Genomic DNA, 22,446 nt, shown 5'->3' with positions numbered 1-22,446 from the left:
GAAGAGAAGAAGGCCTCAGGCCAGCAGGCCGGACTCATGCCAGCGGTGCAGCTCGGCCAGCACCCGGGTCTCCCGCACCGTCCACTGGGGACAGGGGCCGGCCAGCTGGGTCTTGTTGGTCTGCAGGGCCTCGGCCAGGGCGAACCAGCCCGGGGCGAAGCCGAGGCGGATCTCGTAAGGCTGGGGACAGGGCTCGCTCCACCCCTCCCCCACCCGGCAGAGGTAATAGGACGATCGGATGCAGTAGGCGTCGTAGTCCGGCTCGCGGGCGGCGCGGTACTCCCGGGTTTCTCCCAGCAGGGGCCCCACCTCCAGCAGCTCGGCACCGCACTCTTCCCGCAGCTCACGGGCCAGGGCGGCACCGTGGCACTCCCCCGCCTCGACGCCGCCCCCGGGGAACATGAGATCGCCGTTGACGCTGGAGTGCACCAGCAGCAACCGATCACCGCGCAGCACCACGGCCCTCACCGTGCTCCGCTCAAGCACCCGCCCCTCGCACTGGATCCGGCCGTGCACGAGGCGAATGTCGAAGGGGTGGGCCCACTCCCGGGCTTCTGACAGGGGCCGGATCATGGGGCCTGGTAGCTCCCCTGCTCGAGCGCGCCGACGATGGCGGCGGCCTGTTCGTCCAGCTGCTCCTGCCGCGCCTTGCCGATGGCGTGATAGAGGCCGAGCCGGGTGGAGGAGACCTCGGGGCTCTCCTGGAAGGACTCGCTCACCTTGCCCCACAGGTAGGCCTGGTCAAACGCCTTCTGCCCCATGTAGAGGGTGCTGAGGGCGGTGAGGATCCGGCTGTTGACCCTGTCCCCCTCCCCGTAGAGGGAGAGCGCATGGTGCATGAGCGTGATGGCCTTCTGTGGCTCGCTCTTGGCATAGATGCCTCCCAGGGCCAGTTGCAGTTCGGGCTCCTCGAGGGCGGGGGTGCCTTCCAGCGCCAGGAAGTCGGCCCGGGCCTGGGGATTGGTGTTGTTGGTCCAGTGCCAGAGCAGCAGATAGGGATCCCGGGAATTGCGGGTCTGCGCATCCAGCTGCTCCAGCTGGGTGCCGGCGGCCAGCATGCCCTCCACCCGGGGGCTCTTCTGCTCGCGGGCCCGCTTGTACTCGATGTTGGTGGAGTGCTCGGCGCACTGCAGGTAGCGCTCCAGTCCGCGCATCAACTCGTACTGGCGCCTGTCCGTCCCCTCTTCCTGCAGGCGGTAGCGGGCGCGGATGACGTCGCTGCGCTCGTGGCGACACCAGCCGTCGTCCACCAGATCCTCACACAGGGCCGGGGATTGGGAACAGATGTTGTGGATCCTGTCGTCGTCGCAGGCCGTCAACGTCAGGCAGCAGGCGAGGGAGAGCAGTAACGGACGCTGTGGGAATAGGGTCATGGTTCACGTCTGGTCGGTAACAATCGCAACCCGCCCTGGCCACCGCCAACTAGCAAACAGGCTACATATCCATTACAATGCGCGCGCCGTATAAGGCCGCGACTGCAGAATAATATAACGAAACCATCAGCCCTACACTGATCTGCATTCGACGAATTTCAATTTGCCCAGGCAACTTGCTTCAACAACGTGAAATAAAGGATCTGGTTAATGACCCACGAGCACTACTTGCAGGCGTGGCAGGAGAGCCAGGAGCTCGCCGAAGCCATGCAACCCTTGATAGGCCGCCTCTACCGCCAGCAAGGGGTAGAGATCACCATCTTTGGCCGCCCCCTGCAAAACGCCTCCACCATCGACATCCTCAAGGCCCACCGGGTCGTTCGCCGCCACCAGGGCGCTCCCCTCCCCATCCAGCACAGCTTCCCCCTGCTGCAGGCCATGGTCGCGCTGAACCCGACCGCCGCCGAAGTCGATCTCGGCAAGCTGGCGGTGGGTTACTGGCAGGATCATGAGGACGAGGCGGGCATCGAGGACTATCTGCGCGCCAAGCTGGCACCGGCCCTGAACCGGGCGGGCGTGCCCGCTCCGACCGACGTGGTGCTCTACGGTTTCGGCCGCATCGGCCGCCTGCTGGCCCGGCTGCTGATCGAGCGCACCGGCGCCGCCAACTCCCTGCGCCTGCGCGCCATCGTCGTGCGCGGCGGCCGGGACGGGGATCTGGAGAAGCGCGCCAGCCTGCTGCGCCGCGACTCGGTGCACGGCCCCTTCAACGGCTCCATCGAGGTGGATGTGGAGCGCCGCGCCATCATCGCCAACGGCACCTTCATCCAGGTGATCTATGCAAACAGCCCGGCCGACATCGACTACACCGCCTACGGCATCGATAACGCGCTGATCGTCGACAACACCGGCGTCTGGCGTGACGATGCGGGCCTGTCCGAGCACCTCAAGGCCCGTGGCGCCGCCCGGGTGCTGCTGACCGCCCCCGGCAAGGGGGAGATGAAGAACGTGGTGTTCGGGGTCAACCACGAGGTGATAGGCCCGGATGACAAGATCATCTCCGCCGCCTCCTGCACCACCAACGCCATCACCCCTGTGCTCAAGGTGATGCAGGACAGGTACGGCATCCGCCACGGCCACGTGGAGACGGTCCACTCCTACACCAACGATCAGAACCTCATCGACAACTATCACAAGGGCGAGCGCCGCGGTCGCAGCGCGGCCCTCAACATGGTGATGACCAGCACCGGCGCCGCCAAGGCGGTGGCCAAGGCACTGCCGGAGCTCAAGGGCAAGCTGACCGGCAACGCCATCCGGGTGCCGACCCCCAACGTGTCCCTGGCCATCATCAATCTGTCCCTGGAGCAGGCGACCGATCGAGACAGCCTCAACGCCTATCTGCAGCAGATGGCCCTGAGCTCGGCCCTGCATCGCCAGATCGACTTCAGCGCCAGTACAGAGCTGGTCTCCTCCGACATGGTGGGATCCCGCTTCGCGGGCATCGTCGACTCCCAGGCCACCATCGCCGAGGGGGATCACTGCGTGCTCTACGTGTGGTATGACAACGAGTTCGGGTACAGTTGTCAGGTAGTGCGGGTGATGGAGCAGATGGCCGGCGTAGTCCGCCAGGATCTGCCGGTCTGATCCCGCAGTTTATGGCTCAATAGTTCAAGGAGAGGCCGGATGTCGTTTCAACAGGGTGAGTTTTTGCAAGCAATCAGGCAGATGCCCGAAGAGGTGTACGAGCGGCTCAAGACCGCGGTCGAGCTCGGCAAATGGCCGGACGGCAAGCCCCTCACCGAGGAGCAGAAGGCCACCTCCCTGCAGGCCGTGATGGCCTGGCAGGCGATGCACCTTGAGAACCCCGAGCACATGAACATAGGCCGTGACGGCGAGATAGTGATGAAGAGCAAGAGCGAGCTCAAGCGCCAGTATCGCGACGAGGAAGAGATAGTCCGTATCGAGATCAGTCACTGAGCCTGACCTGCCCGCAACAACTACAGAGGGGAGCCAATATGGCTCCCCTCTCTCTTTGCGCTGTGCAGCAAGCTTTACCTTCAGGGGGTCAGCTCGCCGCGCAGCGACTGCTGCATCAGCTCGCGGATGCGCGGGGCCGGCAGATCCTGGCTCAACAGGAAGTGCAGCTTGGTGAGCGCCGCCTCGGCGGTCATGTCAAAGCCCGAGATGACCCCGGCGCGAGAGAGGGCGTTGCCGGTGGCATAGCCCCCCATGTTGACCTTGCCGTGCAGGCACTGGCTCAGGTTGACGATGATGACGCCGCGGGCCGAGGCCTCGGAGAGCAGCGCCAGCATGGCCGGGTTCTGCGGTGCATTGCCCACCCCGAAGGAGAGCAGGATCAGCGCACGCACCGGCTGCTGCAGGATGTTCGCTATCACCTCCGCCGAGATGCCGGGGTAGAGAGTCACCACGCCAATGGGCTGGGGGGTGATGTCGTGCAGCACCAGGGGGCGATCGGAGGGCATCCCCAGCTCACCGGCCTCCAGGGAGATGGCGATGCCGGCGTTGAGCAGCGGCGGGTAGTTCGGCGAGTCGAAGGCGTGGAAGCCATCGGCGTGCACCTTCTTGCTGCGGTTGCCGCGATAGAGCTGGTTGTTGAAGAACAGCGTCACCTCGTGGATCGGGTAGTTGGCCGCGATGTAGAGGGCGTTCAGCAGGTTCTGCTGACCGTCGGAGCGCAGCTCGGCGAGCGGGATCTGGGAGCCGGTGATGATCACCGGCTTGTGCAGATCCTCGAGCATGAAGGAGAGCGCCGAGGCGGTGAACGACATGGTATCGGTGCCGTGCAGGATGACAAAACCGTCGTACTGCTCGTAGTTGCCTTTAATGTCCTCGGCGATGCGCTGCCAATCCGCCGGCGTCATGTCGGAAGAGTCGATGAGGGGAGCATATTCGTGGATATGGTAATCCGGCATTTCCGGTCGATGGAACTCGGGCATCCGCGCCAGACAGTCTTCCATGAAGCCCGCCATCGGCACATAGCCGTGGTCGGAACGCTGCATCCCTATGGTGCCGCCTGTGTAGGCGATGTAGATGGACTTCTTCACACCCTCTCCTCTTTGTGGACTGGAAACCGGCAAATCATGTTGGGGCTCAACCGACACGTTCCCTCCTCACGCCCAGTATCCTGGTGCGGACAGGGGGAAATATCGGGCATCAGCCGCGTCCTTCACTTCCTGCTTCCCCCTGCGGGCTGGAAACGGGCGAATTATAAAGAGTGTCGCCCCAAATGACAGCCGCGACTGCATCACCGCCCTTCGCAGCGGACTCCGCATGGCAGTGTTAAATTCTATGTTAACGTCTTGCTTTAATCATTAATGTGATGAACATGGATATAAACGATGTTTTTTGCTAATATCCGCCGGATTTCTCAAGAATCTCATCTGAACGCCCGCCGCTGACGGGCTCGTATCGTTCCCATTTTCGCGTGGGACGGGGCCCAGGCCCCCTCTGTAATTGGCGCCTTCGCCACTCTGTTTCATCCCGGCTGGATCTGTGCGTCTTTCTCGCCAAAGACACAGCCGATCAACATGGGAGTACCGAATGCTACAACTTGATTCCTACACCACCCTGGTCGCCGCCACTCTGGTGCTGCTGCTCGGCCGTCTGCTGGTCAACCGGATCGGGCCGCTGCGCACCTTCAACATCCCCAAACCCGTGGCCGGTGGCCTGGTGGTCGCCCTGATCCTGCTGCTGCTGCGCTCCACCCTGCAACTGGAGGTGCAATTTGACACCAGCCTGCAGACCCCGCTGATGCTGACCTTCTTCGCCTCCATCGGCCTCTCCGCCGATCTCGCCAGCCTCAAGCGCGGCGGCAAGGCGGTGCTCACCTTCCTGCTGGTGGTCACCGGCCTGCTGCTGATGCAGAACAGCCTGGGGGTGGGTCTGGCCACCCTGCTGGGTCTGGATCCCCACATGGGGTTGCTGGCCGGTTCCATCACGCTGTCCGGCGGCCACGGCACCGGGGCCGCCTGGGGCTCCATCTTCACCGAGAAGTACGGGGTGCAGTCCGCCGCCGAGCTCGCCATCGCCTGCGCCACCTTCGGCCTGGTGCTGGGGGGGGTGATCGGCGGCCCCGTGGCCCGTCATCTGGTGAAGAAGGTGCAGGTGCCCGGCGAGGAGCACAACCGGGACGACGCCCCCCAGGGCTTCGAGATGCCGGACATGGAGCGGCCGCTGACCACCTTCAGCGTGATCGAGACCCTGGCGCTCATCGCCATCAGCCTGAAGGGGGGCGAGATGCTCTCCGCCTACCTCAAGGGCGGCGCCCTGGAGCTGCCGGTCTTCGTCTGCGTGCTGTTCGTCGGCGTGCTGCTGCGCAACGTCCTGACCCTGCTGAACTGGCACGAGGTGAGCGATCGGGAGGTCTCCCTGCTCGGCAACGTCAGCCTGTCGCTCTTCCTGGCCATGGCCCTGATGAGCCTGAAGCTGTGGGATCTGGCGAGCCTGGCCCTACCCATCTTCGTGCTGCTGGCGGCCCAGACGGTGGCGATGGCGCTCTACGCCGTGTTCGTCACCTTCAGGGTCATGGGCAGCAACTACGACGCGGCCGTGCTGGCGGCGGGCCACTGCGGCTTCGGCCTCGGCGCCACCCCCACGGCAATTGCCAACATGCAGGCCATCACCCAGCGCTTCGGCCCGTCCCACATGGCGTTCCTGGTGGTGCCCATGGTGGGCGCCTTCTTCATCGACATCATCAACGCCGTGGTGATCAAGCTGTTCCTGGCACTGCCCTTCCTGTAATTCCCGTCCTCTCAGACGCAATAGGCACATGAACCCTCAACCCTAGGGATTCTGGTGACCGAGGCCCCCTCTTTTTGCGAAGAGGGGGCTTTTTGCGTAATAGGAGTCAGACAGCGACCGCCTTGATCACCTTCCACTACTATTGGCTTACGACGTAGTCAATGTGAGGTGATGTGGTGAGACTCAACAGTCTGCGCAATAAAGTGTCTCTCTATCTTCTGCTGCTGATCTCATGCGCAGCAGCCATCAGCTATGGCGTCAGCACGACAGTACTCTCTGCCAATACCCGGATTCTAAACGAGCATAATCAGCAAGCAGCCCTGGATCGTGCCCAGCTGTACATTGAATCCATGCACAAGAGCCTCATGATCAGCACACGAGACTATGCCGAATGGCGAGACTCCATTCGCTTTATCCATGGCAACTTGCCCACTTATCTCGACGAGAACTTCAACGCGGGAACACTGGATAACCTCAATGCCCACTTTGTCCTGTTCATCAGACCGGATCACTCGCTCTATCGTGTAATCGGTAGAGGGGGAGCGACCTACGTGACGCTGGGCAACACCCACCCCATCTGGACCAAAACGCAGGACTATCTCACCCGCTACTGGTCATCACCAGGCACACGGGGATACACACTGAACGGCTGGTATCAAGAGCACCCCATCCTGCTAGCGGTTCATCCTGTTCACGACCCTGATGCCACCAACCCGCAGCTGGAGGGCTGGATAGCCATGATCCGCCAACTTGATGGGACAGGCGTGCAACAGATCCGGGACATGACCAAGCTGGACATCGAGTTTCTCCGAGATACAGGGGGGGCCCCCCTTGCCGAGCAGCGCGCTCTGCCAGACAGCGAGAATACCAATCGGCTCATACTGCGCATCCCCCCAGATCACCAATTGCTGACGCAACAGCGGCTCAGCAATCGCATGCTACTCATCAACTCAACCCTGCTCCTGATCGCCGCCGGCCTGGGCACTATTACCATTTATGAACGAATGGTGATGCGTCGGCTCACCATTTTTACCCGCCTGGCCGAGCAATACAGCAGCCTGCAGCCAACAAGCAAACATTGGCCTCTATCGGGTAACCCCGAGTTCGATACTCTGGCCAAGGCGCTCAATAGCATGGTGGAGCAGCTCCGACTCTCGGAGCAGGCCCTCTACGATGAGGCCAGACGCGATGGGCTGACCCAATTGGGCAATCGGAAATTTTTGAGCGAGCAGCTCAATCAGCATCCCTGCCTGCTCACCAAACATGACCGTTGCCGCATTGCCTTGCTGATGATCGATCTGGACGATTTCAAGACCCTCAATGACAGCCTGGGACACGAGACAGGGGATCGGGTCTTGCTAACCATCGCAGAACGCCTCAAGCAGGTGATTCGTGGTGAAGACATGCTGTTTCGCATAGGTGGTGACGAATTTGCCATCATCACCAAGATGGTCAGAGAGGAAGAAGGCGCCATTTCGCTCGCCGAGCGTCTGATGTTCACTATATCCGGCCAGCAAATCGAGCAGGGAGGGCGAAAAATCCAGGTCGGAGCCTCCATCGGAATCGCTTACGATGATGGCGCCATGAGCGCAGATGATCTCATCCGGAACGCCGACCTGGCCATGTACGATGCCAAGCGGGCGGGCAAACATTGCTACCGCTGTTATCGGGATATACTGCATCAGCAGCTTTCACAGCGCATGCAGCTGGAACAGGCATTGCGGGAAGCGTTGCAACTGCGGCAATTTGAGGTCTGGTATCAACCCATAGTGGATGTGGAAGGTGGCAGCGTCGCCATGGTGGAAGCCCTGTGCCGCTGGCCCACCCCAACGGGGTTCTGTCCCCCCAGTGAATTTATCCCTCTGGCAGAACAGGCCGGACTGATCATCCCCCTGGGTAAGTGGATTGCCGACCAGGCGATGGGAACGCTGCGTGAACTGAGATGTGCCTACCCCGACCTGAACATCAACATCAATCTGTCGGTGCTGCAATTGATGGAGCCAGAGCTGGTGACACAACTCGCCGAGCTGGCCGATCGTCATCAGTTGCCGAGGAGCGCCATCCATTTTGAACTCACGGAGAGTCTCTTTGCCGAGAATCACGGTCGCTTGGAAGATCAACTGCTGGCACTGAATCAAGCGGGATTCAAAATCCATCTTGATGACTTTGGCACCGGTTACTCCTCCCTGGAGCGCTTGCTGTCCCTGCCTATCGATGCGATCAAACTGGACTACAGCTTTACCCAGACGCTGCTGAAAGGAGATGAAAGGCTCGTCAAGGCGGCACTTTTACTGGGACGCGAACTGGAGATGCCCGTCATTGCGGAAGGCGTCGAGACCGAGCAGATGCGCGTGCAGCTCTACCAGTTGGGGTGCCATTTGATGCAAGGCTACCTGTTCGCGCATCCCATGAACAAAACCGATCTGACTCATTGGCTTGAACTAAACACTGGCAAGACCCCCGCCTGATTGACAGAGACCTGCGCCCAGCGAAGGGATGCCTTCGTTCGCTGGCGTCCCCAGGCGAGCACGCCAGGCACAATTGGCGTTTCGCCGCAAGCAGCGTTGACGACATACCCGCAGCCCCTGACGAACAAGCCCCGCGCTCTCTCGAGTGCGGGGCTTGTTTATGTCAGCTCGAACAGGCTGCGACTGGCGTCTTACAGGATAAAGGTCGACACCTGCTTGTTCAGGTCGGTGGCTCGCCCCTTGAGGTTGTGCGCCTGATCCAGGTCGCGCATGGCGGCGGCGGTGATCTCGTCGCTCACGTCCTTGATGGCGGTGGTGTTCTGGGTGATCTCGCCGGTCACCTGGGTCTGCTCCTCGGCGGCGGTGGCGATCTGGCCCGCCATGTCGGAAATCAGCGAGACGGCCTGGGTGATCTCTTCGAGCGCGGCGGCGGCAGCATCGGCGTCTTTCACGCTGTTGTCCGCCAGCCCCTGGCTGGTCTGCATCAGGCTCACCGCGCGGGCCGTGGTCTGTTGCAACGTCTCGATGGTGGACTGGATCTCCTGGGTGGAGTCCTGGGTGCGGCGGGACAGCACCCGAACCTCGTCCGCCACCACGGCGAAACCGCGACCCTGTTCACCGGCACGGGCCGCCTCGATGGCCGCGTTCAGCGCCAGCAGGTTGGTCTGCTCGGCGATGCCCTGGATGGTGGAGAGGATGCCGGAGATGGCCTGGGCGTGGCGGCTCAGCTCGCCGATAACGCCGGTGGCCTGACCCACTTCCTCCGCCAGGTTGTTGATGGAGTGGCGGGTCTGGTTCACCAGCATCTTGCCCTGCTCGCTGCTCTGGGCGGATTGCTGGGCGGCGGCGGCGGTGTTCTCGGCGTTGCCGGCGATCTCCATGGTGGCGCTCGCCATCTCGGTGACGGCGGTGGCGACCATGGTCACCTCCTGCTGCTGGCGCTGCAGCTCTTCCACCGCGGCCTGGTTGGTCACCAGGCTGCGCTCCGCATCGGCGTTCAGCTCGTTGGCGAGCTGGCGGATGTTGCCGATCAGCTGATGCTGGCTGCCCACGAAGCGGTTGAAGCTGTTGGCGAGCTGGCCCACCTCGTCGTTGGCGTCGATCTTGATGCGCTGGGTCAGATCGCCGTTACCGTCGGCGATGCGGGCCAGGGCCTGGGAAACCTTGGTGAGGGGGCCGAGCAGCAGGCTGACCAGCCAGGAGATGGCGAGGATGCTGCCCACCAGCACCAGCAGGGCCAGGCCGAGCTGGGTCATCAGCAGGGAGGAGAGCGGCGCCTCCAGGGTCGCCTTGTCCAGCACCAGCACCAGCTCCCAGTCGGTGTTCGGGATGTCCACCGCCCACAGCAGCTTGTCACGGCCCTCGTTGTCGAAGTAGGCCGGCACCAGGCTGTTGCTGCTCTTGCTCTGCTCGATCAGGGCGTTAGTCAGATCGTTGTCGATCTCGCTGGCCGGCTTCATCGCCTTGGCAGCATCCTTGTACGCGATCACTGTGCCGTCCTTGTGCATCAGGATGGCGAAGCCGTCCGCCGGCAGGGCCATCTTGGTGACGTCCTCCACCAGGGAGGCGATGGAGAGATCGCCGCCGACCACGCCGCCCTGGGCCGGCTGGGCCAGGGTCACCACCAGGATGTTGTAGGCCACGTCCAGGTAGGGCTTGGTGACTATCATGCCGCCCTTGGCCATGGCTTCCTGATACCAGCCACGGGAGCGGGGATCGTAACCGTCGCGGTTGATGGAGGGGTCGGAGTCGTGCATCTTGCCGCTGCCCTCGCCGAAATAGGTGAGCTGGAAGCGGCCGGAAACCTGGGCCTGTTGCAGCGCGTTGAGGGGCTCGGGGCCGGCCTTGTTGCCAAGGGCCTGGATCACGTCACGGCGCGCGGCGAGCCAGTCGCTGACGCTGGCCGCCTGCTGGCTGCCAAGACGCTGCACCTGTTCCTGGCTGCCTTGCAGCAGCAGGGACTTCTGACTGGTATAGCTCTGCCAGGAGAGCAGCAGGATCACCAGGGAGAGGGCGATGACCACAGACAACAGTATCTTCTGCTTGAGTGATAGGTTTTTCATCGTGTTTTCTTCTTGTGGGGTCAGGAACAGGATTGCTCGAGTGCACGGCACTATATGTTGTTAGCGGCCAGTCAGAGCAAAACTGAAGCTGAGAATGGCGCCACGGACGATATTTTGCCCGGAAATGAAGAAAATGGCCTGGGAAATCGGCGACGGAAGGCGACCGGGGCCAGCCAACCCTGTTTATTCCTTCTGCAATTGGCTAGAATATCCCGTTTTTAAATCACATCGACCCCGAGAGTTTTCACGATGTTTGAAGTCAATCCTGTATTAAACAAGCTTAAGGAGCTGTCTGAGAGGACCGAGCTGCTTAGGGGGTACCTTTGACTATGACGCCAAGAAAGAGCGTCTAGAAGAGGTCAATGCCGAGCTGGAACAGCCGGATGTCTGGAACGAACCCGAGCGCGCACAGGCGCTGGGCAAGGAGCGCGTCTCCCTGGAGAACGTGGTCAGCACCATAGACGTCTTGACACAAGGTGTTGAGGACGTCGAGATGCTGGTCAGCCTGGCGGTCGAAGGGGAAGACGAAGAGACCTTCAACGAGGCCGTGGCCGAAGCCGACGAGCTCGAAACCAAGCTGGTGGATCTCGAATTCCGCCGCATGTTCTCCGGTCAGCACGACGGCTCCGACTGCTACATCGACATCCAGTCCGGTTCCGGCGGCACAGAGGCCCAGGACTGGGCCAACATGGTGCTGCGCATGTACCTGCGCTGGGGTGATGCCCACGGCTACAAGCCCGAGCTCATCGAATGCTCCGAGGGCGACGTGGCCGGCATCAAGTCCGCCACCATCAAGTTCACCGGCGAGTATGCCTTCGGCTGGCTGCGCACCGAGACCGGCGTGCACCGCCTGGTCCGCAAGTCACCGTTCGATTCCGGTGGCCGTCGCCACACCTCGTTCTGCTCCGTGTTCGTCTATCCCGAGATCGACGACGACATCGAGATCGAGATCAACCCGGCGGACCTGCGCATCGACGTCTACCGCGCCTCCGGTGCCGGTGGTCAGCACGTCAACCGGACCGAGTCCGCGGTGCGTATCACCCACATCCCGACCGGCGTGGTGGTGCAGTGCCAGAACGACCGTTCCCAGCACAAGAACAAAGATCAGTGTATGAAGCAGCTGAAGGCCAAGCTCTACGAGCTGGAAATTCAGAAGCAGAACGCCGAGAAGCAAGCCCTCGAAGAGACCAAGTCCGACATCGGCTGGGGCAGCCAGATCCGCTCCTACGTACTGGATGACTCCCGTATCAAGGATCTGCGCACCGGCGTCGAGACCCGCAACACCCAGTCCGTACTCGACGGCGACTTGGACAAGTTTATCGAAGCCAGCCTGAAATCAGGCCTGTAAACAGAGCAGCAGGAATCACCATGTCTGAACAAACCACCACCCCGGAAGTCGACCAGACTCTCGAACTGAACAACGAGATGACTGAGCGTCGCTCCAAGCTGGCCGCCTTGCGCGCCCAGGGCAACCCCTTCCCCAACGACTTCCGTCGTGACAGCCTGTCCGGCGATCTGCACGCCGAGTTCGGCGACAAGAGCGCCGACGAGCTGGCGGCCTTGAATAAACGGGTGAAGATTGCCGGTCGCATCATGACCCGCCGGATCATGGGCAAGGCTTCCTTCGCAACCCTGCAGGACATGGCTGGCAAGATCCAGGTCTACGTGACCCGTGACGACCTGCCGGAAGGCTTCTACAACGAACAGTTCAAGAAGTGGGATCTGGGGGACATCGTCGGCGTCGAGGGCACCCTGTTCCGCACCAACACCGGCGAGCTCTCCGTCCACGTCGGCGAGATCCGCCTGCTGACCAAGGCGCTGCGCCCTCTGCCCGAGAAGCACAAGGGCCTGACCGACCAGGAAGCCCGCTGCCGCCAGCGCTACCTGGACCTCATCGCCAACGAAGAGTCCCGCAAGACCTTCGTGACCCGTACCAAGGTGGTGGCCGGCATCCGCAAGTTCCTGAACGACAAGCGCTTCATGGAAGTGGAAACCCCCATGATGCAGGTCATCCCGGGTGGCGCCTCCGCCCGCCCCTTCATCACCCACCACAACGCGCTGGACATCGACATGTACCTGCGTATCGCGCCTGAGCTCTATCTGAAGCGTCTGGTGGTCGGTGGTTTCGAGCGCGTCTACGAGATCAACCGCAACTTCCGCAACGAAGGCATCTCCGTTCGCCATAACCCCGAGTTCACCATGCTCGAGTTCTATATGGCCTACGCCGACTACATCGATCTGATGGATCTCACCGAAGAGATGCTGCGCACCCTGGCGCAGGACATCCTGGGCGACACCAAGATCCGTTACGCCAAAGAGGGCGAAGAGGGCCTGACCATCGACTTCGGTCAGCCGTTCCAGCGCCTCTCCATGGTGGACTCCATCCTGAAGTACAACCCGAGCGTGACCCGTGACGATCTGGCGACCCTGGAGAAGGCCACCGCCGTCGCCAAGGGCCTGAAGATCGAGCTGATGAAGAGCTGGGAACTGGGCCACGTGATCACCGCGATCTTCGAAGAGACCGTGGAACACATGCTGCTGCAACCGACCTTCATCACCGAGTACCCGGCCGCCGTCTCCCCGCTGGCCCGTCGCAACGACCAGAACCCGGACGTCACCGACCGCTTCGAATTCTTCATCGGCGGTCGCGAGCTGGCCAACGGCTTCTCCGAGCTGAACGATGCGGAAGATCAGGCCGAGCGCTTCCAGGCCCAGGTTGACCAGAAAGCCGCAGGGGACGACGAAGCCATGTTCTACGACGCCGACTTCGTGACCGCGCTGGAACACGGTCTGCCGCCCACCGCCGGTCAGGGCATCGGTATCGACCGCCTGGTGATGCTGTTCACCAACAGCCACACCATCCGCGACGTCATCCTGTTCCCGGCCCTGCGTCCGCAGAAGTAAGTGTGATCCCCGCCGGGTTCCCTCCCTAGCGCGATCACAATGGAAACGCCCCGCACTGCGGGGCGTTTTTTTATCTCCGATGATCCAGGGCGGGCTGCCCCGGCTTTATATCGCCGGCGGCAACAACCACGCCCCCTGCCACAGGGTCAGCGCCCGGCCCGCCGTCAGCACCCGCTCCCCTTGCAGGATGAGCCTGAGCTCTCCGCCTCTGGCCGAGATCTGGCGCGCCTTGAGCCGCATCTTGCCGAGCCGCTCGGCCCAGAAGGGCACCAGGGCGCAGTGGTTGGAGCCGGTCACCGGATCCTCGTCCACCCCGACCCAGGGGGCGAAGTAGCGGGAGACGAAGTCATGGTCCGGGTCGCTCGAGGGCGCCGTCACCATCAGACCGCGACCGGGCAACGCGCGCAGGGCGTGAAAATCCGGGGTGAGCGCGCGGACCGCCTCCTCGCTGGCCAGCTCAAGCAGGAACTTGGCCCCCGCCGCGAAACTGTGGACAGGCTGGCAGCCAAGAGCCGCCCCATAGGCAGGATCCAGCTCGAGGGGCGCCGGGGCAATGCGCGGAAAATCGAGCCAGATCCACTCCCCCTCCCGCCGGGCCAGTAGTTCGCCACTTCGGGTCTCAAAGCGGATGGGGAGATCCCCGGGCACCTCCCCCGTCTGCCACAGCACGTGGGCCGCCGCCAGGGTGCCATGGCCGCACAAGTCCACCTCCACTTGCGGGGTGAACCAGCGCAACCCATAGTGCCCCTCTCCCAGTTGGGTCAGAAAGGCGCTCTCAGAGAGGTTGAACTCCGCCGCCATGGCCTGCAGCTCGGCGTCGGGCCGTGTCTCCCCCAGCACCACCACGGCGGGGTTGCCTCCGAAGGGGTGATGGCTGAAGGCGTTGACATGATAGAGACGGGACATGGTTGCTCCTTGGGGCATGAGAGATCCCCGGGACAGGGGGCTCGGCAAGGCCATTTTTATATCACGGGCGCCCCGAGGCTGAGATGGATTTTGGCTTTATAAATTCATAAATCGCATAAAGAAGATATTTTTATTCTTTGTTGTTATTCATTACACCCCTTACCCTGACCAAAAATCAGACCATGGAAGACATGTGTGATGCCATTGACAGCCCCCACCCTGAGCCCGCTCTCTGACGAGCAGCAGCGCCAGCTCAACCAAGTTCTCTCCACCCTCAATACCCAGCAACTGGCCTGGGTCAGCGGTTATCTCTACGGCCTCTCCCAGGCGGGCGTCCAGCCCGTGGCGGCCGCAGGCGCAGAAGCCGCGGCCCCCGGCGGCAGCCTGACCATCCTCTACGGCTCCCAGACCGGTAACGCCAAGGGCGTGGCCAGCGCCATCAAGGCCCAGGCCGAGGCCCGCGGCCTGCCGGTGACCCTCACCTCCATGGCGGACTACAAACCCAAGCAGCTCAAGAAAGAGAGCCACCTGCTGGTGGTAGTGAGCACTTACGGGGAGGGGGAGCCCCCCGAGAGCGCCGTCGATCTGTTCGAGCAGCTCAAGAAGGGCAAGGTCGGCAAGCTGGACGGCCTCAGGTTCGCCGTGCTGGGGCTGGGTGACAGCTCCTACGAGTTCTTCTGCCAGACCGGCAAGGATTTCGACGGCTTCCTGTCAAAAGCCGGTGGTGAGCGCATTTATGAGCTTGCGAGCCTGGACGTGGATTATCAGGATGCCGCCAAGGCCTGGGGCGAACAGGCCGTTACTGCGGTCGCCGCCACCCTGTCCGCAGGCTCCGCGACCGCCAGCGTGGCGGGCGCGGTGCAGCAAGCCGTCGGCCACAGCCAGTACCACAAGGAGAACCCCTTCCCGGCACGGCTCTCGGTGAACCAGAAGATCACCGGCCGGGATTCCACCAAGGATATCCGCCACATCGAGATCAACCTGGAAGAGTCCGGCATCACCTATCAACCGGGAGATGCACTCGGCATCTGGTTCGACAACGACGCAGATCTCGTGGGGGAAGTGCTGGCCCTGGCCGGTCTGACCGGTGACGAAGCCACCCCCCATGGCAACCTGAAGGACGCCCTGACCCGTCACTACGAGCTGACCCGGCTGCACGGCGGCTTTATCACGGGCCTCGCCGAGATCGCTGGCAACGCGGCGCTCAAGGATCTGGCGGGTGACAAGGCCCAGGTCAACGCCCTGGTGGCCAGCGCCCAGGTGGTGGACGTACTGAAACGCTTCCCGGCTTCCTTGAGTGCCGATCAACTGATCGCGCTGCTGCGCCCCCTCACCCCCCGCCTCTACTCCATCGCCTCCGCCCAGAGCGAGGTGGAAGAGGAGGTGCACCTGACCGTCGGCGTGGTGCGCTACCCGCAGGAAGATGGCACTGTGCGCTCAGGCGGCGCCTCCTCCTATCTGGCGGACCGCTTGGCCGAAGATGCCGAGGTACGGGTCTTCGTGGAGCACAACGACAATTTCCGCCTGCCGCAAAACCCCGACACCCCCGTCATCATGGTGGGTCCGGGCACCGGCATCGCCCCCTTCCGCGCCTTTATGCAGGAGCGGGAAGCCCAGGGGGCGGAGGGCAAGAACTGGCTCTTCTTCGGCAACCCCCACTTCACCCAGGACTTCCTCTATCAGGTGGAGTGGCAGCGTTATGTGAAATCGGGCCTGCTGTCGAAAATTTCCCTGGCCTTCAGCCGGGATCAGGGCCACAAGATCTATGTACAGGACAGACTGCGCGAAGCCGGGCTCGAGCTCTACCAGTGGCTGGAAGCAGGCGCTCACTTCTATGTGTGCGGCGACGCCAATCACATGGCGAAGGATGTGCAGGAGGCCCTGCTGGATGTGATTGCCGAACACGGCCACAAGAGCCGTGAGGAGGCGGAAGAGTATCTGAGCGAATTGCGTCGTGCCAAACGTTATCAAAGGGATGTCTACTGATGAGCAAAAAAACGATTCCGGGACCGGTCGAAGGGCCGCTCTCCGACAACGAGCGCCTCAAGCGCGAGAGCAACTTCCTGCGCGGCACCATAGCCGAGGATCTGCAGGATCCCCTCACCGGTGGCTTCAACGGCGACAACTTCCAGCTGATCCGCTTCCACGGCATGTACCAGCAGGATGACCGCGACATCCGCCCGGAGCGCGCGGCCCAGAAGCTGGAGCCCCTGCACAACGTCATGCTGCGCGCCCGCCTGCCGGGCGGCATCATCACCCCGGCCCAGTGGCAGGTGATCGACAAGTTCGCCGAAGAGCACAGCCTCTACGGCAGCATCCGCCTGACCACCCGCCAGACCTTCCAGTTCCATGGCGTACTCAAGCGCGACATCAAGCTGATGCACCAGACCCTCAACAGCACCGGCATCGACAGCATAGCCACCGCGGGCGACGTGAACCGCAACGTGCTGTGCACCAGCAACCCGGTGGAGTCCGAGCTGCACCAAGAGGCCTACGAGTGGGCCAAGAAGATCTCCGAACACCTGCTGCCTAAGACCCGCGCCTACGTGGAGATCTGGCTGGACGGCGAGAAGCTGGGGGGTGACGAGGAGCCGATCCTGGGTTCCACCTACCTGCCGCGCAAGTTCAAGACGACGGTCGTGATCCCGCCCCACAACGACGTGGATATCCACGCCAACGATCTCAACTTCGTGGCCATTAGCGATCACGGCAAGCTGGTGGGCTTCAACGTGCTGGTGGGCGGGGGTCTCGCCATGACCCATGGCGACACCAGCACCTACCCGCGCAAGGCGAGCGACTTTGGCTTCGTGCCGCTCTCCCACGTGCTGGAGGTGGCGGCGGCCGTGGTCAGCACCCAGCGCGACTGGGGCAACCGGGTCAACCGCAAGAACGCCAAGACCAAGTACACCCTGGAGCGCGTTGGCGTCGAGGCTTTCAAGGCCGAGGTGGAGAGCCGCGCCGGCATCCAGTTCGGGCCGGTTCGCCCCTATGAGTTCACCAGCCGTGGCGATCGCTTCGGCTGGGTGGAGGGGATCGACGGCAAGCACCACCTCACCCTGTTCATCGAGAATGGCCGCCTGCTGGACTTCCCGGGCAAGCCCCTCAAGACCGGCATGCTGGAGATCGCCAAGGTGCATCAGGGTGACTTCCGCCTGACCGCCAACCAGAACCTCATCATCGCGGGCGTGCCTGCCGGTGAGAAGGCCCGCATCGAAGCCCTGGCGCGCCAGTACGGCCTGCTGGATGACGGCGTGAGCGAGCAGCGCAAGCAGTCCATGGCCTGCGTGGCCCTGCCCACCTGTCCGCTGGCGATGGCCGAGGCCGAGCGCATGTTGCCCGCCTTCGTCACCGACATCGAGGGCTTGCTGGCCAAGCACGGTCTGGCGGATGACGCCATCATCTTCCGGGTCACCGGCTGCCCCAACGGCTGCGGTCGCGCCATGCTGGCGGAAGTGGGGCTGGTGGGCAAGGCGCCGGGACGCTACAACCTGCACCTGGGGGGCAACCTCGAGGGGACCCGCATCCCGCGCCTGCATCTGGAGAACATCACAGAGCCGCAGATCCTGGCGGAGCTGGACACCCTGATCGGCCGCTGGGCCAAGGATCGCAACCCGGGCGAGTGCTTCGGCGATTTCGTCATTCGCGCCGGCATCATAGCCCCGGTCATCGACTCCGCGAGGGACTTCTATGCAGCCTGAACAGACTGATACAGCCCGGCTGGCGCGCACCGCCGACGGCCGACTCGACCTTGACGCCCTGCTGGCCCTGAGCCGCGAGGAGCAGACCGAGGCGCTGGCCCCCATCAACCGGGAGCTGGACGCCATGAGCGCCCCCGAGCGGGTGCGCTGGGCCCTGGCCAACCTGCCGGGGGAGCACGTGCTGTCGTCGAGCTTCGGCATACAGGCGGCGCTCATGCTGCACCTGGTGAGCCGCGAGCGGGCCGACGTGCCCGTGGTGCTGACCGATACCGGTTATCTCTTCCCCGAGACCTACCGTTTCATCGACGAGCTGACCGAGCGTCTCGCCCTCAACCTCAAGATCTACCGGGCCGAACTCAGTCCGGCCTGGCAGGAGGCCCGCTTCGGTCTCCTGTGGGAGCAGGGGGTGGAGGGGATCACCCGCTACAACCAGCTCAACAAGGTGGAGCCCATGGACCGCGCCCTGAGCGAGCTCGGTGCCCGCACCTGGTTCTCGGGCCTGCGCCGGGAGCAGTCCGGCAGCCGGGGCAAGCTGCCGGTGCTGGCCATCCAGCGCGGTCGCTTCAAGTTCCTGCCGGTGATCGACTGGAGCAACAAGGACGTCTTCTACTACTTCAAGGAGTTCGACCTCCCCTACCACCCGCTGTGGGAGCAGGGTTACCTGTCGGTCGGCGACGTGCACACCACCACCAAGTGGGAGCCCGGCATGAGCGAGGAGCAGACCCGCTTCTTCGGCCTCAAGCGCGAGTGCGGCCTGCACGAGGAGAACGGCGAGAACGACGGCTCCGGCATCTGAGCCCGACCTTCGTCCATAAAAAAACGCCCGGCCAGTGCCGGGCGTTGTCGTCTCGGGCCGGCGCACTCAGCACCGTTGCCAGGTCTCGAAGCGATAGGGATGGGGGTTCTTCTCGTCAGCGGGATGGGCCTCGCTCTCCACGAGCAGCCACTGCTCGTCGTCGAACGCCGGGAAGCGGGTGTCCCCTGCCACCGCCAGATCGATGCGGGTCAGATAGAGCCTGTCGGCCCGGGGCAGCAGCTGGCCATAGAGGTGGCCACCACCTATCACCATCAGCTCCTCTGGCGACTCGGCCTCAGATAATGTGGCCAACACCTCGTCGATGGATGAAAAAACCTCTATGCCGGGCGCTTTGAATCCCGGATTACGGCTAATGACCAGGTTGCGGCGCCCGGGCAGCGGGCGGCCGATGGACTCGAAGGTCTTGCGCCCCATCAGCACCGGCTTACCCAGGGTCACCCGCTTGAAGTGGGCCAGATCGGCCGGCATATGCCAGGGCATCTGGTTGTCCAGACCGATCACGCGATCGTGGGCCATGGCGGCAATCATGGAAATTTTCATGGTGTCGGTCTCTTGCACCCTGACTCAGACAATGGGGCGATTACGGTACACGACCAGGGAGGGTATCGCCAGCCCGAAGCTCAATGCTCCTACTATAAAGATAGCCTTCAAGCCGTTCTCCACCGCGCTCTGGAGCAGTTCCATGGTCACCCCGGAGATGTTGAGCTCCACTATGGCGATCATGGTCTTGAACGCATAGCTGCCCGGGATCATGGGGATGATGGAGGCGACGCTGAACACCGGGCGTGGCGCCAGCAGACGGCGCGACCAGTAGACACAGACAAAGCCGACCGTGGTCGCCGCCGCCAGGGTGGCCCACTCGATGGGCATGCCGTAGTGGATGAGCAGGGTGCGCAGGCTGTGGGCCAACGCGCCCCCCATGGCGCAGTATTTCAGCATCCGTGGCGGCACGTTGAACAGCATGGCAAAGCCCACCGCCGGAATCGCCGACCAGAAGGCATCCTTGGCCAGCAGCCAGAGCAGATCCATCATACCTTTCCTCCTTGAATGCGGCCGACCGACGTCGCCAGCGTGATATTCGGCGCCTGATGCAAACCCCTCATACCTTCCACCCCCAGATACCGGTGACCGACATGGCCAATATGATGCCGATGGCGGCACTGATGGTGAGCAGGGTCGCCGTGCCCCAGCGGGCCAGCCCCATGTTGAAGTAGCCCTTCACCATGTCGGAGACCGCGTTGATGAGCGGGAACCCCGGCACCAGCAGCAGCACGCTGGCCGCCATGGCGAGATAGGGTTGCTCGCCCCAGCCAAAGAAGGTGGCGCTGGAGGAGAGCAGTGTCGCAATGAAGCCGGTGGCGGCGAAGTTGATGAGCGGGCTGTGGTGATGACGGGCGATCAGCTGGCGCACCCGCATCGCCACCGAGGCCGAGAAGCAGGTCACCAGGAAGATGGGCCAGTCACCGCCGAACAGCAGGCTGAAGGCGCCGCAGGAGAGGCCCACCATGGGCACCACCAGCCAGGGGTGGTAATGGAACGGCGTGATGGCCTCCAGCCGCTGGCGCACTTCCCGCGCACCGATCAGCGCCTTTTCCGTCATGATGCAGATGCGCTGGATCTCGCACACCACCTGCATGTTGATGCCGTGCTCCCGCACCCGGCGCGTGGTGGTAACGCAACTGCCACGATAGAGGCTGGTGAGCACGATGGCGCTGGAGGAGATGGCCATCTCGACGCTCTCCAGCCCCAACGCCATGCCGAGCCGGACCGTGGTCTGCTCTATGATGCGGCTCTCGGCCCCAAACTGGGCCAGCATCTGGCCCGCCTTGACGATGATCCGGGTGATCTCCGTCTGCTGCTCCCGCGACAGCTCCCTTCCTGGTGTGATGCTGCTCATGATCCCTTTGAGTGTTAGCAAGATGGAATATGCCGAGATATTACCCCAAACGTGATATTTCTCCATCCCTATCTGCCGCACCACCGGCCTTGCGGGTATTAATTCAATGGGCGCTGCGGATTTGCAGCAAATAAAAAACAAATCGCCCAGGTTGCTTAACACCGGGCGATCTTCATTAAAGAGTGGAGGGGAATATATATCCGGCAGGTGACCAGGCGTTATTTTTCTTTGCGGTAGGTCGCAAGCTGGACAACATTATTTGGCAACGGGTTATCCTGCGTTTCGGCCGATGATTCGTTCTGCAGCTGAATGAGATGGTGGCGCATGGCATGGACGGATTCGTGCATCATATTGGCAATGCGGATGCAGCTGTCCATATTGTTCTTGGCGAGACGGCGCTGACAGTCGATGCGAAATTGCAGGCCTCGCAACCGCCGCTGCTGCTCCGGTCCCACCTGGGCGATCAGGGCATCTATCTGCTGGTGCAGCAGCGCATCGAGCCGTTTCGGGTCGGCCAGGGCCCAGTGCTTCAGGGTGTCGAAATCGGGCAGCTCCATGTCTCCTCCTGGCTGGACCTGTGGTGGTGGCACGGCACGACGCCGCCGGTGCATCACTCCTTCACTGTCCATAGGAAAGGTTATATAGGATGGCGATGAATTTGGGTCAGTCAGCTCCGAGCCACAGGAGTCCTTCTTTCCGGAGAAGGGGGCGTTTTGCCGGGGAGGAATTCATTTATTCCTTATGATTCATGAAATTGTTTTCAATCTGCCTGCGTCAGTTTTTTTATAAAATTTAAAGTCGTTTATAGCCACTCTTATGCGCTATTCATCGGTGCGACATAAATAGTTTTTCGTTCGAATCTCGGCCTGAATGACCCGACTTCCCGCCTCCACCCGGTGGTTTAACATATCTCACTGATTATGTTATTTTATTTTCCACTTATTAGGACAACCAAGAGCAGACCATGAGCAAGGCAAGAATCGGTATCGTCACCGTCAGCGATCGCGCCAGCGCGGGCATCTACGAAGATCTCTCCGGCAAGGCCATCATAGACACGCTGAACGCCTATCTGACCTCGGCGTGGGAGCCCGTCTACCAGGTGATCCCGGACGAGCGGGACCAGATCGAGGCAACCCTGGCTCGGCTGGTCGACGAAGAGCAGTGCTGCCTCGTCGTCACCACGGGTGGCACCGGGCCGGCCAGGCGGGATGTGACCCCGGAGGCGACCGAAGCGGTCTGCGATCGCATGATGCCGGGCTTTGGCGAACTGATGCGGGCAGAGTCTCTCAAGTTCGTGCCGACCGCCATCTTGTCGCGCCAGACCGCCGGCCTGCGCGGCAGCTCCCTCATCGTCAACCTGCCGGGCAAGCCCAAGTCCATCCGCGAGTGCCTGGACGCTGTCTTCCCCGCCATCCCCTACTGCATCGATCTGATGGAAGGGCCCTATCTCGAGTGCGACGAGGCGGTCATCAAGCCGTTCCGTCCCAAGAAATAAGCCACTCTCTCCATGACATGAACAAGGTGGACGAAAGAACCGACCACCTTGTTTTATGGTCTCG

At 62.5% G+C, this 22,446-nt stretch carries 19 protein-coding genes; 10 read left to right on the top strand and 9 right to left on the bottom strand.

From position 1 onward, the window contains the following. Positions 1-15 precede the first annotated feature (15 nt). Together I6L39_RS11340 and I6L39_RS11335 are read right to left on the bottom strand one after the other, a co-directional pair. Positions 16-573, bottom strand: coding sequence for an NUDIX domain-containing protein (locus tag I6L39_RS11340; protein WP_216989704.1), 558 nt, complete (start codon positions 571-573; stop codon positions 16-18). After that, positions 570-1,373: a DUF2989 domain-containing protein gene (locus tag I6L39_RS11335; protein ID WP_209793269.1), complete on the bottom strand. Its 804-nt coding sequence runs from the start codon at positions 1,371-1,373 to the stop codon at positions 570-572. The genes I6L39_RS11340 and I6L39_RS11335 overlap by 4 nt, the downstream gene beginning before the upstream one ends. Positions 1,374-1,583: 210 nt before the next feature. On the opposite strand from I6L39_RS11335, the gene I6L39_RS11330 reads away from it, so the two are divergent. Beyond that, on the top strand, positions 1,584-3,017 hold the full coding sequence (locus tag I6L39_RS11330; RefSeq protein WP_216989703.1) for a glyceraldehyde-3-phosphate dehydrogenase: 1,434 nt from the start codon (positions 1,584-1,586) through the stop codon (positions 3,015-3,017). Positions 3,018-3,056: 39 nt separating this feature from the next. Continuing rightward, positions 3,057-3,350, top strand: a complete 294-nt coding sequence (locus I6L39_RS11325) for a YeaC family protein (RefSeq protein WP_042079182.1) — start codon at positions 3,057-3,059, stop codon at positions 3,348-3,350. 80 nt (positions 3,351-3,430) lie between these two features. Here the strand turns inward: I6L39_RS11325 and ansA are convergent, their stop codons facing one another. Next, positions 3,431-4,438 carry an asparaginase gene (gene ansA, locus I6L39_RS11320; RefSeq protein ID WP_042079181.1) on the bottom strand — a complete coding sequence of 336 codons (1,008 nt, stop codon included), beginning with the start codon at positions 4,436-4,438 and terminating at the stop codon, positions 3,431-3,433. 496 nt (positions 4,439-4,934) lie between these two features. Here ansA and gltS point away from each other — a divergent pair, with 496 nt between their 5' ends. Together gltS and I6L39_RS11310 are read left to right on the top strand one after the other, a co-directional pair. Then, positions 4,935-6,134, top strand: coding sequence for a sodium/glutamate symporter (gltS, locus tag I6L39_RS11315; RefSeq protein WP_042079180.1), 1,200 nt, complete (start codon positions 4,935-4,937; stop codon positions 6,132-6,134). 176 nt (positions 6,135-6,310) lie between these two features. Further along, positions 6,311-8,602 (top strand): EAL domain-containing protein, encoded by a 2,292-nt coding sequence (locus tag I6L39_RS11310; protein WP_216989702.1) that lies wholly within the window; start codon positions 6,311-6,313, stop codon positions 8,600-8,602. Positions 8,603-8,793: 191 nt separating this feature from the next. Here the strand turns inward: I6L39_RS11310 and I6L39_RS11305 are convergent, their stop codons facing one another. Further along, positions 8,794-10,665 (bottom strand): methyl-accepting chemotaxis protein, encoded by a 1,872-nt coding sequence (locus tag I6L39_RS11305; RefSeq protein ID WP_209793258.1) that lies wholly within the window; start codon positions 10,663-10,665, stop codon positions 8,794-8,796. Between the two features lie 249 nt (positions 10,666-10,914). On the opposite strand from I6L39_RS11305, the gene prfB reads away from it, so the two are divergent. Next, positions 10,915-12,013, top strand: a protein-coding gene (gene prfB / locus I6L39_RS11300; RefSeq protein ID WP_157005485.1) for a peptide chain release factor 2 whose coding sequence is annotated in 2 segments (ribosomal slippage) — positions 10,915-10,989 and positions 10,991-12,013 — 1,098 coding nt in all. Because the reading frame shifts where the segments join, the coding sequence is not laid out codon by codon here. 77 nt (positions 12,014-12,090) lie between these two features. Then, positions 12,091-13,569 carry a lysine--tRNA ligase gene (gene lysS / locus I6L39_RS11295; RefSeq protein ID WP_236749626.1) on the top strand — a complete coding sequence of 493 codons (1,479 nt, stop codon included), beginning with the start codon at positions 12,091-12,093 and terminating at the stop codon, positions 13,567-13,569. Positions 13,570-13,674: 105 nt separating this feature from the next. Here the strand turns inward: lysS and I6L39_RS11290 are convergent, their stop codons facing one another. Next, positions 13,675-14,475, bottom strand: coding sequence for a PhzF family phenazine biosynthesis protein (locus I6L39_RS11290; protein WP_216989701.1), 801 nt, complete (start codon positions 14,473-14,475; stop codon positions 13,675-13,677). Positions 14,476-14,673: 198 nt separating this feature from the next. Between I6L39_RS11290 and I6L39_RS11285 the strand changes: the two genes are divergently transcribed. From I6L39_RS11285 to I6L39_RS11275, 3 genes are read left to right on the top strand one after another with little or no spacing between them, the layout of a single operon-like run. Then, positions 14,674-16,461 (top strand): assimilatory sulfite reductase (NADPH) flavoprotein subunit, encoded by a 1,788-nt coding sequence (locus tag I6L39_RS11285; RefSeq protein ID WP_216991786.1) that lies wholly within the window; start codon positions 14,674-14,676, stop codon positions 16,459-16,461. Then, a complete protein-coding gene (gene cysI, locus I6L39_RS11280; RefSeq protein ID WP_216989700.1) occupies positions 16,461-18,173 on the top strand; it encodes an assimilatory sulfite reductase (NADPH) hemoprotein subunit in 1,713 nt (570 codons plus the stop codon). The genes I6L39_RS11285 and cysI overlap by 1 nt, the downstream gene beginning before the upstream one ends. After that, positions 18,163-18,969, top strand: a complete 807-nt coding sequence (locus tag I6L39_RS11275) for a phosphoadenylyl-sulfate reductase (RefSeq protein ID WP_216989699.1) — start codon at positions 18,163-18,165, stop codon at positions 18,967-18,969. The genes cysI and I6L39_RS11275 overlap by 11 nt, the downstream gene beginning before the upstream one ends. Before the next feature lie 66 nt (positions 18,970-19,035). On the opposite strand, the gene folA is transcribed toward I6L39_RS11275, so the two are convergent. From folA to I6L39_RS11255, 4 genes are all read right to left on the bottom strand, one after another. Further along, entirely contained in the window at positions 19,036-19,530 is a 495-nt protein-coding gene (folA, locus tag I6L39_RS11270) for a type 3 dihydrofolate reductase (RefSeq protein WP_042079169.1), read from the bottom strand. Positions 19,531-19,554: 24 nt separating this feature from the next. Then, positions 19,555-20,022: a threonine/serine exporter family protein gene (locus I6L39_RS11265; RefSeq protein WP_042079168.1), complete on the bottom strand. Its 468-nt coding sequence runs from the start codon at positions 20,020-20,022 to the stop codon at positions 19,555-19,557. Between the two features lie 67 nt (positions 20,023-20,089). Then, positions 20,090-20,887, bottom strand: a complete 798-nt coding sequence (locus tag I6L39_RS11260; RefSeq protein WP_042079167.1) for a threonine/serine exporter family protein — start codon at positions 20,885-20,887, stop codon at positions 20,090-20,092. Between the two features lie 218 nt (positions 20,888-21,105). Then, positions 21,106-21,444: a DUF3135 domain-containing protein gene (locus I6L39_RS11255; RefSeq protein ID WP_042079166.1), complete on the bottom strand. Its 339-nt coding sequence runs from the start codon at positions 21,442-21,444 to the stop codon at positions 21,106-21,108. A 407-nt stretch (positions 21,445-21,851) separates the two neighbouring features. Here I6L39_RS11255 and mog point away from each other — a divergent pair, with 407 nt between their 5' ends. Next, entirely contained in the window at positions 21,852-22,382 is a 531-nt protein-coding gene (gene mog / locus I6L39_RS11250) for a molybdopterin adenylyltransferase (RefSeq protein ID WP_042079165.1), read from the top strand. Positions 22,383-22,446: the final 64 nt, after the last annotated feature.

Origin of the sequence: Aeromonas sp. FDAARGOS 1409 (assembly GCF_019048705.1) — a bacterium.
GTDB classification, from domain to species: Bacteria; Pseudomonadota; Gammaproteobacteria; order Enterobacterales; family Aeromonadaceae; genus Aeromonas; species Aeromonas sanarellii.
This window is presented reverse-complemented; position numbering and strand designations above follow the sequence as displayed.

Bases quoted from the DNA above. Each gene is read 5' to 3' on its own strand.
- I6L39_RS11335 (WP_209793269.1), bottom strand. From the start codon at position 1,373: ATGACCCTATTCCCACAGCGTCCGTTACTGCTCTCCCTCGCCTGCTGC.
- mog (WP_042079165.1), top strand. From the start codon at position 21,852: ATGAGCAAGGCAAGAATCGGTATCGTCACCGTCAGCGATCGCGCCAGC.
- I6L39_RS11290 (WP_216989701.1), bottom strand. From the start codon at position 14,475: ATGTCCCGTCTCTATCATGTCAACGCCTTCAGCCATCACCCCTTCGGA.
- lysS (WP_236749626.1), top strand. From the start codon at position 12,091: ATGACTGAGCGTCGCTCCAAGCTGGCCGCCTTGCGCGCCCAGGGCAAC.
- I6L39_RS11325 (WP_042079182.1), top strand. From the start codon at position 3,057: ATGTCGTTTCAACAGGGTGAGTTTTTGCAAGCAATCAGGCAGATGCCC.
- cysI (WP_216989700.1), top strand. From the start codon at position 16,461: ATGAGCAAAAAAACGATTCCGGGACCGGTCGAAGGGCCGCTCTCCGAC.
- I6L39_RS11305 (WP_209793258.1), bottom strand. From the start codon at position 10,665: ATGAAAAACCTATCACTCAAGCAGAAGATACTGTTGTCTGTGGTCATC.
- I6L39_RS11285 (WP_216991786.1), top strand. From the start codon at position 14,674: ATGCCATTGACAGCCCCCACCCTGAGCCCGCTCTCTGACGAGCAGCAG.
- I6L39_RS11275 (WP_216989699.1), top strand. From the start codon at position 18,163: ATGCAGCCTGAACAGACTGATACAGCCCGGCTGGCGCGCACCGCCGAC.
- gltS (WP_042079180.1), top strand. From the start codon at position 4,935: ATGCTACAACTTGATTCCTACACCACCCTGGTCGCCGCCACTCTGGTG.
- I6L39_RS11330 (WP_216989703.1), top strand. From the start codon at position 1,584: ATGACCCACGAGCACTACTTGCAGGCGTGGCAGGAGAGCCAGGAGCTC.
- I6L39_RS11265 (WP_042079168.1), bottom strand. From the start codon at position 20,022: ATGATGGATCTGCTCTGGCTGCTGGCCAAGGATGCCTTCTGGTCGGCG.
- folA (WP_042079169.1), bottom strand. From the start codon at position 19,530: ATGAAAATTTCCATGATTGCCGCCATGGCCCACGATCGCGTGATCGGT.
- I6L39_RS11340 (WP_216989704.1), bottom strand. From the start codon at position 573: ATGATCCGGCCCCTGTCAGAAGCCCGGGAGTGGGCCCACCCCTTCGAC.
- I6L39_RS11260 (WP_042079167.1), bottom strand. From the start codon at position 20,887: ATGAGCAGCATCACACCAGGAAGGGAGCTGTCGCGGGAGCAGCAGACG.
- I6L39_RS11255 (WP_042079166.1), bottom strand. From the start codon at position 21,444: ATGGAGCTGCCCGATTTCGACACCCTGAAGCACTGGGCCCTGGCCGAC.